The organism is Hymenobacter plasmatis, assembly GCF_020711255.1.
Taxonomy (GTDB): domain Bacteria; phylum Bacteroidota; class Bacteroidia; order Cytophagales; family Hymenobacteraceae; genus Hymenobacter.
On the sequence record NZ_JAJFAW010000010.1, the window covers coordinates 101,086 to 113,731 of the forward strand.

At 62.8% G+C, this 12,646-nt stretch carries 6 protein-coding genes; 3 read left to right on the top strand and 3 right to left on the bottom strand.

Going from position 1 to position 12,646, the window contains the following annotated elements:
• The first annotated feature begins 32 nt into the window (after window positions 1-32).
• The 3 genes from LJ738_RS09380 (at window position 33) to LJ738_RS09390 (ending at window position 4,478) form a co-directional block, all read left to right on the top strand.
• A complete protein-coding gene (locus LJ738_RS09380; protein ID WP_227786071.1) occupies window positions 33-1,685 on the top strand; it encodes a sensor histidine kinase in 1,653 nt (550 codons plus the stop codon).
• A 171-nt stretch (window positions 1,686-1,856) separates the two neighbouring features.
• Window positions 1,857-2,255 carry a hypothetical protein gene (locus LJ738_RS09385; RefSeq protein WP_227786072.1) on the top strand — a complete coding sequence of 133 codons (399 nt, stop codon included), beginning with the start codon at window positions 1,857-1,859 and terminating at the stop codon, window positions 2,253-2,255.
• A gap of 672 nt (window positions 2,256-2,927) precedes the next feature.
• Window positions 2,928-4,478, top strand: coding sequence for a family 43 glycosylhydrolase (locus tag LJ738_RS09390; RefSeq protein WP_227786073.1), 1,551 nt, complete (start codon window positions 2,928-2,930; stop codon window positions 4,476-4,478).
• A gap of 176 nt (window positions 4,479-4,654) precedes the next feature.
• On the opposite strand, the gene LJ738_RS09395 is transcribed toward LJ738_RS09390, so the two are convergent.
• From LJ738_RS09395 to LJ738_RS09405, 3 genes are all read right to left on the bottom strand, one after another.
• Window positions 4,655-5,377 (bottom strand): hypothetical protein, encoded by a 723-nt coding sequence (locus LJ738_RS09395; protein WP_227786074.1) that lies wholly within the window; start codon window positions 5,375-5,377, stop codon window positions 4,655-4,657.
• A gap of 131 nt (window positions 5,378-5,508) precedes the next feature.
• Window positions 5,509-11,736 carry an alpha-2-macroglobulin family protein gene (locus LJ738_RS09400; protein ID WP_227786075.1) on the bottom strand — a complete coding sequence of 2,076 codons (6,228 nt, stop codon included), beginning with the start codon at window positions 11,734-11,736 and terminating at the stop codon, window positions 5,509-5,511.
• A gap of 218 nt (window positions 11,737-11,954) precedes the next feature.
• The gene (locus LJ738_RS09405; RefSeq protein ID WP_227786076.1) at window positions 11,955-12,551 is read right to left on the bottom strand and encodes a DinB family protein; all 597 of its coding nucleotides are present in this window, start codon (window positions 12,549-12,551) and stop codon (window positions 11,955-11,957) included.
• Window positions 12,552-12,646: the final 95 nt, after the last annotated feature.

Sequence of the window (12,646 nt, forward strand, 5' to 3'; positions counted from 1 at the left end):
CATATGCCCTGCTACTCCAAGGCCTGCCTGGTATGGTAAAAAGCTCCCGTCGCACGTCCTTCCTGCAAATCATCAGCCACTTGCGCCTCACGGTTAAGACCAAAATCTGGTTGGCCGTGACGAGCATTGTTGTGTTGTTCTCCTTCTTCGTCCTGTTCTACCTGCCCGTCATTCAGGAGCGCAGCCTGCTGAACAACTTCAACAAGGACGTGCAAAACCAGGCCAACACGGTGGCGCTAGGAGTGAAAATTGCCATGACCGAACAGAATTTCCAGGGGGTGCAAACCGCCATGGACTTTGTGAAGAAAGACCCCCTGCTGCAATTCGTGAGCCTGCTCCAGACCGATACCACCTGGAACGCCACCCACACCCAGTACCGCATCAAGCGAACGGTTTTCAGGACCTTCCCCGAACGGAAAAAGATAGACGTCAACGCCATGTCCAACGACTCCACGGTGGTTCAGCGGGCCAGCTTCAGCACGCCGATGATGACCGGCGAAGTCATGCTGGCGTTCTCGACCCGGGAAATTGTGCAAAGCAAACGGCAGATTCGCGTCACCTCCCTGTTTTTCAGTTTCCTGGTGTTCAGCATCGGCATTGGGATTGGCTTTGGCCTGGCTAAAAACATATCCGTGCCGGTCCTGAAGCTGCGGGACGCCGCCACCAAAGTGGGCCGCGGCGACCTCACCCAGCGCGTGCAGAGCAATTCGCGGGATGAGATTGGGGAACTGGGCACGGCGTTCAACAAAATGGTGACCGACCTCTCCACCACGCGCCACGAGCTCGAAGCCCGCACCAGCGAGCTGCTGGTCGAGCAGCGGAAGTCGGACGACCTCTTGGAAGGACTCAAGCGCACGCTGGCCGACCTGCGCGAAACCCAGGAGCAGCTCATCCGGCAGGAGAAGCTGGCCTCCATTGGCCAGCTCACCAAAGGGCTGGTAGACCGGCTGCTCAACCCCCTGAGCTACGTCAGCAATTTTGCCGATGTATCGACCGAGCTGCTGGCGGAATGCCAGGAGCTGCTTGCCGCGGGAGCCTACGCCCACGACGAACACCTGCAGGCGGAACTGGTGTCGTTGCTCGGCATGATTGAAACCAACACCGGCAAAATCAAAGAGCACGGCTCCAGCCTCACCCGAATAGTCCGCAGCATGGACAAACTCCTGCAAGTCAAATCAGCTCAATTTGTCGAAGTCGACCTCAACTCGTTCATCAACGAGCAGCTGGTGGCGTATCGCAACGAGTTGGACGAAGCCTACCGGGAGGTTACGCTGGAGCTGATTGAAGGCCACAACCCGGAAAATATTGGCGTCCGAATAGTGCCCACGGAGATGAGCACGGTCCTGTTCAGCCTGCTCAATAATGCCATGTATGCGGTGTATGAGAAGTCCTTGCGGGACCCGGAGTTCCAGCCCATGCTCACCGTTGCCACGGTCTTTCAGGAGGCCGGCGTAGAAATCCAGGTGCACGACAATGGCGCGGGCATCTCCCCCGTCGAAAAAGAACAGCTGTTTTCTCCCTTTTTCACTACCAAGCCTACCTCCAAAGGCACCGGGCTGGGGCTATTCATCAGCCAGGATATCGTTAGGACGCACAAAGGGCACATCACTGTTAAGACCCAGCAAGACGTGTGTACCACCTTTACCATCAATTTGCCCACCGCAGCCGCCGTGCCCGTGAGTTGATAGCTTGGGCGTTGGCAGAAGGGCCCACATACTCATCCGCATCGTCATGTAGCCATCGTTCAGCAGGCGCCCGATAGCTCAATTCCCTTTCGCGCCCCTTGGCCCACCAAACCTCCTTGCGTTCTAACTTACGACTTCCATCAACGTAAACGCACATATTTTCAGCGCACTATGGCTCAGCGCATCCTCTACGACGTTCCCACCCTCACCATCACCTACGACTACACCGACGACTGGCTGTACCTCGACTGGCATGGCAACCTCGACGACGAGACGGTGATGAGCGGGGCCCTCAAGCTGCTTGAGCTGCTGAAGCAAGAACGCTGCACCAAAGTATTGAACGACAATACCCTTACCACCGGCCTGTGGGACGATGCCGCCATGTGGGGCGGCGAAATATTTTTCCCACAGCTCTACGAAGCCGGCTGCCGCCACTTCGCCTGGGTATTCTCGCGCGAGCGGTTCAGCCGGCTCTCGGCCGAGCTGGCCGTGCAGCGCACACTGTCCGGCATCGGCATCATGACGTTCCACGACCTGCCCACCGCGGCCGAATGGCTGCGGCACGTGTAGGCCGCGCCACTGCTGTCTTTGGCGTTGCCTTCGCCCCTTACCGCTGCCGCTTAAGCACCGCTTTCGCGCGCGCCTTCCCCACACCCGTCCCGCTTAGGGGATGCCCGCTGAGCAGCTCCCGATTGCCATTTCCCCGCTGCCGCCTCCTTCTTAAAAAGAAGGAGGCGGTTTTCTTTTTTTCAATGGATGAAGGGTAAAAAAAGTGGCGCCGGAATTGCTAAATTATATATAAAGTGGCACGCTTGAGCTGATTTCCCCTATTCATAACGTGCAAGCTGCTGTGTACTGAGCCCTTCCAACTGCACTGCGATTTTTTCCTAATCTGTAAGCATACACTCGTGTTTTCTAGGTAAAATCAAATTATAACCAACCTGACTACCTCAGCGGCCATCAGTATGGCCCGAAATCTGCTCTCAGTATTTATCAACCAGCAATCATCCAAACATAGTTAATAATGGTTGTTTGTTAGGCTTTAGGAAAGCGAATAATCCGTATTTATCCCCGCGTCTTTCACCAAGTGCGAGCATTCGTTGGTCGGTTACTTTTGGGCATTCATCCGAAATAATCATACTTCATCTTCCGGAATCGATTCCGATTATGTACCTTGGTAGTGTGGTAAGCTGAACCGCTTTAGGATTGGCCTATCTTTCTAAACTCCTTGCACCTCCCACCGTGTCAATCGAACTAGAATCGGCGGCCTACCTGGCCCCCCACGCCTTGGGCTTTTCGCCAGAAATCGCCCCGGCCGTCACCCGTCGTTCCTACGACCACGTGGTGCTCCCCGGCGACTTCCCCGACCCCACCGTCACCAAGATTGGCGATACCTACTGGGCCAGCGCCACCTCGGCCGAGTGGGGCGCCGTGTTCCCCTTGTTCACGTCCCAAAACTTGATTGACTGGGAGTTGGTCGGCCACGTGTTTCCCGACAAGCTGCCCGATTGGGCGGGCTCGAATTTCTGGGCGCCCGAATTCCACTGCGAAAACGGCCGCACTTATATGTATTACACGGCCCGCAAAAAAGGCGGCATGCTGTGCGTGGCCGTGGCCAGCGCCGACCACCCAGCCGGCCCCTACACCGACCACGGCCCGCTGGTGGGCCAGGAAGCTGGCTCCATCGACGGCTTTGCCATGCCCGACGAAAACGGCGACCTCTACCTTATCTGGAAGGAAGACGGCAACTCCTGCTACCAGGACACGCCCATCTGGGCCCAGCGCCTCAACGACGAACGCACCGCCCTCATCGGCGAAGCCACCGAGCTGTTTGGCAACGACGTAACTTGGGAAGGTCCGCTTGTGGAAGGCTCGGCCCTGGTGCACCACAACGGCTACTTCTACATGTTCTACGCCGGCAACAGCTGCTGCGGCAAGGGCTGCAACTACGCCACCGGCGTGGCCCGCTCCCGGGCCCTGCTCGGCCCCTGGGAGAAGTACGACCAGAACCCCATCCTCGACCGCAACACCACCTGGAAATGCCCCGGCCACGGCACCGTGACCCAGATGGACGGCCGCTGGTTTTTGCTGCACCACGCCTACCTCGCCGACAGCCACGAGTTTGTGGGCCGGCAGGGCATCCTCAGCGAGTTCACCTGGAACGACGAGGGCTGGCCCGAGTTTGAGCGCCGCAGCCCCCAGGCCGCGCCCATCAAGGACCTGGCCCGGCTCAACATCGCCGACGAGTTCGTAGGCGACCGACTTGGGCTGGAATGGCAGTGGCCCATTGGCCAGCAGCCGGTTACGGCCGTGCGCAACGGGCAGCTGCACCTGCAGGCCGATGCCTCGCGCCTCGGGGCCGTGGTGGCCCGGCGCTCGCACGTGGCCACCTACAAAGCCGCCACCACGCTCGACCTAGCCAAGCTGCCCGCCGACACCTACGCCGGCCTGGCCGCCGTGGGCGACCCTTACAATGCGCTGGCCCTGGTTGCCGGCAATGGCCAGGTTCAAATCTGGCACCTGAAGAGCGGCCTGCACCAGTGCCTCGTGCAGGCCTTCGTGGAGCCCTGCGAAACCATCACGCTGCGCCTGGAAGTGTGGGGCGGCCAGCGCTACCGCTTTGCCTACAGCACCGACGGCGCCACCTGGCAGCCCCTGCCCACCGACAGCTTCAGCCTCAACGGCACCTACCTGCCGCCCTGGGACCGGGGCGTGCGCGTGGCATTGGTGGCCCAGGGCGAAGAAGGCAACTCGGCCATTTTCAACAACTTCATCATCCTCAACAAGCGCTAAGCCGCCGAAGCAGATAGTAGAAAGGCCAGGCTACCCCAACGGGTGGCCTGGCCTTTCTGATGGATGGACAGATGCATCCGTCGGGCAAGCAGCCCAACTCTTCCCGCTTATAACGCAACAGCGCACGGCACTTACGTGCCGGGCGCTGCCGGTTTGGTTCGCGTCACGCGGCTGGCTTAGCGGCGGTGATGCTTGGTTTTGCTTTTCGACTTCGATTTTGAAGGGGTGCTCTTCTTCGAGGACTTGTGCTCGCGCGAGCTGCTTTTCTTGGCGCTGCTCTTTTTGGAGTCGCTTTTCTTGCTGCTGTGGGTGTCGTGCTTCTTGCTTTTGGATTTGCTGCTCTTGCTTTTCTCGCTTTTCGAAGCGCTTTTCTTCTTGGAGCTTTTGCTGGCTTTGGCGTGGGTGCCCGACTTGCTTTTGGATTTCGACTTGCTGCTGCGCGACTCGGCTTTGCTGTGCGATTTGGACTTGTGGCTGCGCGAGGAGGAGTGGTGGCGGGCAGCGCGGCGTGCTTCGGCGCGAGCCTCGGCTTTGGCTTCGGCGCGGGCTTCTTCGCGGCGGGCGGCGCGGCGTGCGGCTAAGGCTTCGGTGTGGCGGGCCTCGTAGCTGCGGGTGGTGTGGGCCGGTACGGCGGCACTGTTGGCTTCTTCGGCGCTTTCGCTGTAGTGGGCAGTGGCGTCGGATTCGGGGGCGGCGGTGTTCTCTTCGGCATTGGCTTTGGGCGCCTCAACTACGATTTTCTTCCGACGCACCGGCATCAGGAAATCCCGTTCGGCGCGTTCGCGCAGGCTGAGATTTTCCTCACCGGGCAGCTTCGATACTATGGTCTGCTTCTCGGTTTGAGCTTGTGCGCTGCTGAAAGTCAGGAGCAGCGAAAAGAGAACAAATAGGTGCTTCATAGATGATTAATATAAATCCGACAGAAGACAAAGCTACAGAGCACCCCGGTTAAATGCAAGGCCAAAGTCGTTTTAAACGTCGGGAAGGGCCTTTGCTTAGCCCAATGGCCTATTTCACCCGTTCAGCCTATTTATGGCGTCAGCCGGAGCCGAATCCCCGCCGAATGGGCCCGAAACTCCGGCGCGTACAGGCACTGCACTTCGCTAAGGCCCCCGGAAAAATCGCCCGCCTGCGCCGCCCGCAGCCGGTATTCGAACACGTGTGTGCCGCGCGGCACTTCACTTAAAAAGAAATTGGTGGCGGCATCGCGCGGCGACTCATAATAGCCCAACCCGTTTTGGTAGCGGTAGCCGCTGGTTTGGGCAATGGGCTCGAGGCCGGCGGCGCGCTGGTCTTTCAGGTGCACGTATTCGAGGGTGCGGTCGGTGCGCAGCACGAGGCGCACCACCAGGGCCTCGCCTACTTTGAGCGGCGTGGTTGCGCTGATTTTTTCGAGCACCGGCCCACCAGCGGTGCGGGTTTCGCGGTAGAGCTGGCGCTCCAGGCTGAGCGGCGTGGCGGCGGGTGTGGCCTTATCTATGTCTTCGAAGTACTGCCAGTAGAGGGCGCCCCAGGCCACGCCCGCATCGGGCTTCGCCACGGTCACCTTACCCTGGGTGGGCTGCACCTCGGCGGCAGCCCAACTGGTTTTGAAGTAGCCGGTGCCGGCCTGGGCCAGCTGCGGCTTGAGGGCCTCCCCACCCACGGTGATTTGTAGCGGCTGGGTGGGCGCCATCCAGTCGGAGCCGCGCAGCAGCAGGGCGTAGCAGGCATCGGCGGTGGCGCGGGTGCTGGGCCAGTGGTGGGTCTGCTTCTGCGTGAGCAGCCAGAGCTTCATTTCGTCCACGGATTTCGCGTCGTTCCTAATTTCATCGAACGCCTCGATGAGCGTGGCCTGGGTTTCGGTGGGGGCTTCGCGCCAGTAGTAGCCGCCACGCACTTCTTTCCAGTACATGCCCAGCTCAGGCAAGTGCAACGCGTTTTCGGCAAGGCCACGCAGAATGTCCTGCACGGCTGGGGCCGCTTTATTGTCGCGAAATAGCGCCAGCGCGGCCTGCGCCTGCAGGTAGCGCGTCTGGCTGGGCCAGTAACGGGCGGCCTGCTGCCGGTAGTACACCGCGGCGGTGTGGCCCTCGCCGGGCCCGGCCAAGTTGGGCCAGTAGCTGCGGGCGTACAGCGCCTGAATCTGCAAGTCGCCCAGGTGGTTATCGGCCAGCTTCACGCCCTTCTGGCGGCGCAGGTCGGCGTAGTCGCGAGCCAGGCCGGCATCCACAGCGCGTAGGGCATTTTGCAAAATCTGGCTGCCCAGGGGGTCGGTGCTGGCATCGAACGCGCCGAGCTTGTGCAGCTTGCCCAGCCCCGCCACAATCAGCTGGGTGATGTAGCGGTCATCGGGCATCTTTTCGAACCAGGGAAAAGCGCCGCTGGGCAGTTGCATGCGCTGCAGTTTCTGCAGGGCGCGGGTGGTTTCGCCCTGCAGCCGGGCGCCGTCAAACAGCTCGGTGAGGCGGGCCAGGCGCTCGGTCTCGCCCTGGGCGTCGCGCACCCAGGGGGTTTCCTGCAGCAGCAGGCTTTTGAGGTCCTGGTTTTGGGCCAGCTTGCTGGCCAGGGCATTTTTCTGGGCTGTGGTGCCGCTTTGGGCCTGGCGCGTCCACTCCGCCAGCATGGTTTTGAAGCGCGGGTTGGAGCGCAGAATCTGGGCGGCTATGAGGTTGGCGTAGAGGCGGCTGAACACCTGTTCGGAGCACTCGTAGGGGTACTCCATCAGGTAGGGCAGGCTTTGCACGGCGTACCAGGCGGGGTTGGCCGTCATTTCCAGCGTGAGCCCGTAGTTGCGGCGCGTGGGGCTGCTGGTACTAGTCAGCTTCTGCAGCTCAAACGTGCGGGTACCGGGCCCCACGATGGGTAGCGGCAGGCTTTCGGTGAAGAGCAGGCGGTTGGGCAGCACCGGCAGGGTGTTTTCCTCGCCGTCAGAAAAGGTATTTGTCTGTTGTTGATTGTCAGTTGTTCGCTGCTTTTTGCCCTTGCCTTTTTTGCCGTCTTTATCACTAGCAACTGACAACGCAGAACTGACAACTACCCGGTACGTCACGGCTGCCGGGGCAAAGTCGGCGGGCAGGCTGATTTCCCAGCCCAACGCGGCGCTCTGGTGCGCGGCAGCCGATACGGCTTGCTGGGCCGCGCCCTTCAGCAATTGGCTGCTGAGGTCCTGGCCGGTGGCCGCGTCGAGCAGGAACAGCTGGGCGGTGCCGCTGGTGGCTTGGTCGGTCAGGTTCGAGAACTTGGCGGGAAAGGTGAACGTGTCGCCCTGTCGGAAAAAGCGCGGGGCGTTGGGCGTAATCTGAACCTGCTTTTGGGTGACGAGTTGCCGAGCCAGCTGGCCGCTGTGCAGATTCCGGTCGTGGGCCAGGGCCAGCAGCTGCCAGCGCGTCACCGCCTCGGGCATCTGAAATTCAAGCACGATGTCGCCGTTTTTATCGGTGCGCAGCGCCGGCTGCCAGAAGGCTGTTTCGCGGAAATCGGTGCGGGTGGGCACCGTGGAAAGGTCGGGTGCGGGCCGGGCGGTGGCCGTTGAGATGCCGGTTGCGTCGGCCGCCTGCTGCTGGGCGCCGTAGCCCACCACCACTTCGTTCAGCTGCTGGCCCTCCCCTGCCATGTCGGCCATGGCGGGCGCCGCAGCGGCCTTTCCGCGCATCATCATTTCGGGGGCGACCCTGCTAGCGGCCCCGCGTATCCTCACTCCAGACACTCTTCCCGCCAGTGCGTTCCCCGGGGCCACATTCCAGGTGTTCAGCCGGGGATAGTTCACGTCGGATAGGGCCGGTATTCGGGCGGCGGGCGGTGGCAGGACCGTGGGGTTTAGCGGCCGGCCCAAGGCATACTGCAGCCACTGAAACCGCGGCAGAAGGTACCCGCCCCCCACGCTCAGCTCCATAAACCCGTGGGGCCGGAACACGTCCAGGCTTTGGTCGTAGAGCGTGGCCAGCAGCTCGGCATTGGCGGCTTTGCCGTTGGCCTGGCGAATGGTGACGCGCCAGGTTTCCTGCTGGCCCGGCTGCAGCTTATCGCGAAAAGTGCTGATGCTGAGCTGCAGCGGCTGTGGCTTTTCGGCTACCTGCACGGTGGCATCGTGACGGTACAGATGGTTGTCGCGCACTTGCGTGGTGTGAATGTAGAGCGGGCCGCCGGCCTTGGCAGGCCCGCTGTCCAGGGTCAGGCGGCGCTGCTCGTGGGCGTTCAGCGTCAGCCACTCCTGCCGCAGCAACTGGCCGTCGCGCTCGACTTCGAGCAGCAGCCGCGCGCCGGCTTCGCTGCTGCCCAGCAGCACGGTGGCGGGCTGGCCGGGCGCCACGGTGTCGGCCAGCGCCACAAACCAGTCGGGCGTGGCGAAGGGCAGTTCGCGGGCCTGCGAATCGTAGAGCGTGAAATCCAGCTGCGACCGCGCGGAGTCGGCGCCGGCGGCCAGGGCTTCGAGGCGGTAGCGGCCGGGGGACACGGCGCCGAGCAAGGCAGCTACGTCTAACCGGGAGCTGGCTTTGGTATCAAAGGGCTGGGTTTTGACCAACGTGGCCGGCGCTTCGTTGTCCGGGGTTTCGGGCACCGGGCCGGGCACGCCGGGCGGGTTGGGGCGGAAGCGGCGGGCCAGCAGGCGCAGGGTGCCCGTGGCCGGCAGGGGCTCGCCGGTGGCGTTGGTGCTCAGCAACGTGAAGGAAGGAAGCTGCTGCTTGTCGGCCAGCGCGGGGCCGGTCATGCGGAGGTTGAGCGGGTTGTGGCCGATAACCACGCTGCGGGTGCCGGTGCGGGTTTCGCCCGCGGCGTCGGTCACGTCGGCCGTGATTTCGAAGAGGTAGCCCGGCTCCCACCCTTTCCAGCCCCGCGCCCGGGGCAGCAGCGGCGGCGTAAACTGGATACTAAAGCGGCCCTCGGCATCGGTAGTGGTGGTGCCGTGGGCTATTTCCTGGGTGCTGCCACGGCCGGGCAGAAAGCTACCGCGTGGACCGCCAAAGGCGAACATCGGCCACAGCTCCCGCCGCGTCACGCGGTAGCTCACTGCGGCGCCGTCGGTGGGCTGGCCGGCGTAGGCCTGGGCCCGGCCGCCAACGGCGAGTGGCTGGCCCAACTGCGGCTGGCCGGCCACCGGGTCGAGGGTGACCAGGAAGGTGGGGCGCTTGTAGTCTTCCACCGCAAAGCCCAAGCGGCCATCGTCGGCACTCAAGCTGAACTCCCCGTTCATCAGCCCGGTGGGCAACACAAACGAGCCGTGAAATGAGCCGAACTCATTCGTGACAAAGGACAGGCTTTGCACGGTTTGGCTGTTCACATCCATCAGGTCCACTTTCTGCTTTTCCTGAGTTAGCAGCCGGGCCTTGCCGCCCAGGCGCTCCACCAAGATGCCCTTGAAATAGACCGTCTGCCCCGGCCGGTAAATGGCGCGGTCGGTGAAGAGAAAGCAGGTGGCTTCGGCCTCCGCATCGCCGTCGGGCTGTTGGTAATACCCGGCCAGGTTGAGCAGGGCCAGCGTATCGGCGCCTCGCCAGATGGTGGCTTCGGTGAGCTGCTCGGCGGGCTCGTTGTGGGCTACTTCGGCTGGGGCCGGTAGCTCGGCAATGCCTGCGGCATTCGTCTGCTGCGGGGCGCCTTGGCGGGTCACCCACTGGCGGCGGACGGAGTCGTAGCGGCGGTAGGTGGCCCGGGCCGAAATGCCGGCCAGGGGCGCCCCGCTCTGGCGCTGCAGCACAAGCAGCTGCAGCTTTCTGGAGCTGGGCAGGTGGCGGCTCACTGCGCTCAGCTCGCTGGCACCCAGCAGGGCATAGCTGGTGGCTGTGCCGGCGCCTTCGGCCAGGGGGTTCTTCGCTTGGTTGCTCACGATGAGCAGGTACTGGCCCACGGGCAGGGCGGGCCCCGCTACGGCCACCTTCTGCTCTTTGTAGGCCAGCGGGTGCGCGGGCAGGGCGGCCGTCCACGAGGCAGCCGGCGTTGTTTTCAGCACCTGCGCGTAGCGCTGGGCGGCCGGCCGGTTTCGCGCATCGTATTGCTCAAATTCCCGCTTTTGCTTCGGCGTAATGCGGTAGGCCCAGGCGTGCAGCTCCGTCACGTTGCGCGCGGCCACGTCCAGCCGCCAGGGCTGGTTGGGCACTACCGTTACATCGGCGGCCGAAAACGTCAGCTCCGGGCGCTCAATCTGCTCGCGCAGCTGCCGCGCACGGGCCGCGCCGCGCGATTTCGGAAACCGCGCCTCCGCCTCCCGCGCCAGCTTCACGGCGGCCACGGCATCGGTTTCGCGGCGCAGCTCGGCCCGGCGGGCCATAAACTCGGTGCTGATGGGCAGGCTTCGATACGTTTCGGCCAGCCGCACCAAGGCCGGCTCGTACTCCCGGGCCAGGTCGGTGTTTTGGGTGATGCTGCGCAGGTAGTCGATGCGCGTCAGGTCCACATCGGCCAGTGCGGCCAGGTTTGTCGGGTTTGGGCCCGGTTGAGCTAACTGCAGGCGCGAAGCCGTGAGACGCTGCAGCAGGTGCAGCGCGTGCAGCTGCCCGTTCAGCGAGTCGGCATCGGGAGCCAGCAGGCGCAGGGCCGCAAACTCGGCCGCCGAGCCGAACAGCTTGGGCTCGGTGGGCTGAAACTGCTGCTCGGGCCGGGTGATGTACAGCTCCTGGTTCTTGAGCCCCTCGATGGCGCGCTGGGCCAGCAAATCGTACAGCGTGGGGCGCAGGGCCCGGCCTTCGGCGTCGCCGCCCACCGCCAGGTCGCCCAGGGCCGCCAGCGTAGTATTGAGCTGTTTTTGCGGCTCGTCTTCCACCGACTGGTAGTAGTGGCGCACGATGGCGGCGCCCAGTTTGCCCATGTCACAGGTAGCCAGCCCGGTGCCGCCGTCGGTGGCGGCGCCTGGGCCGCGGGTGGCGGCAGCCCCGGCCGTGCGCTGGTAGAGGCGGTAGCGGTTCTGGTTTAAGTAGTTGGTATACAGCTCGGCCAGCAGCGAGTGCAGAATGGGGCGGGCGGGGAAAGTGGCCGTGCTCAGCTCCTGCTCCAGCAGCGCGATGGCCTTCTCGGTGTCGTCTTCCTCCTTGGCCTGCAACAGACGGGTTTTGTAGAGCAGGGCCCGCACGTAGGCCGGGGTGTTCTGCTCCTTCCGGGCCTGCTGGTAGATGGCCTCCACGAGCGGCGCGGCCGTGGCGATTTGGTTTTTGGCCAGCAGGGCGTCAATCTTCCGCCAGCGGGCCGCGTACGGGTCGGGAGGGCGGGGCGTGGCCGAGTCGGTGCTGAAAACCATGGTCATCAACAGGCAGGCAAAGAGAAACAGGCGCATGGGCGGGGGCACGGTGCTAGGTTGGCGACTTAAAGATGCCAGCCCAGCTTTTATTGCACACCTACCTTTCGTATTGTTGCGCTTAGTGGCTCGCTTAAATCGTAGCCAGCTCAATTTCAGCCACTCATTTGCCCAAAAACGCGCTATTAAAAAAACAGCTCAACGGGCAATGCAAGCCCGACTACAAAGTCTGCCGGCGCGTTTTTATCTAGCCCAACCCTAGCCTGTAATTAAGCCGCTGAAAACTTGGAGCTAACCGTATTGCCGGTGAGTACCTCTTCGGCCTGGGCCACGTGCCGCTGAATGTGCACCACCAGAAACTCCAGTTGGTCGGCCAGGCGCAGCAGCAAGGGAGGAAACACGGCGTTGGGGATGAGCACGGCGTTGGCGTTGACCTGCCGGGCCAGCAGCACCAAGCGCAGCAATTCATCGATTTGGCGGCTGAACACCTCCGCTACCGTGCGGGGCAGGCGGGTGCCGGTGGGGGCGTAGCGCTGGGGCGTGGTGTAGGATTTTTCGCTGGCCGGCGTGCGCATGGCGTTGATAAACCGCCCGCCAAAAAAACCTTGCTTCACCGTGGCCGTGGGCTTCGAGCCCCGGGCCTGGGCCTTGGCAATGCGGCGCGCAATGCTGGGCAGGTAGTAGCCGCCCACAATGTTGAGGTGCTCAAGGCACTGCCCGGCACTCCAGCGACTTGGGCCCGGCCTACGGTTCAGCTCTTCGGCGCTCAGTGGGCGGAAACGCTGCTGCGCCACCACCCGCAACACCAGCAGGTCGTTGGTCAGTTGGTCGAAGAATTCAGCGGTGGCACGGACGACAGCAGGCATGGTCGCGGGGATTAACAAGCCGTAAACATACAATTTAGCAAATGATTCCGAATTCCTAAACCCTTCACGATGGGCATCTGAGCTCGTCATTTGGC

Coding starts and splice junctions, on each gene's coding strand:
- LJ738_RS09380 (WP_227786071.1), top strand. CDS start 33: ATGGTAAAAAGCTCCCGTCGCACGTCCTTCCTGCAAATCATCAGCCAC.
- LJ738_RS09385 (WP_227786072.1), top strand. CDS start 1,857: ATGGCTCAGCGCATCCTCTACGACGTTCCCACCCTCACCATCACCTAC.
- LJ738_RS09395 (WP_227786074.1), bottom strand. CDS start 5,377: ATGAAGCACCTATTTGTTCTCTTTTCGCTGCTCCTGACTTTCAGCAGC.
- LJ738_RS09405 (WP_227786076.1), bottom strand. CDS start 12,551: ATGCCTGCTGTCGTCCGTGCCACCGCTGAATTCTTCGACCAACTGACC.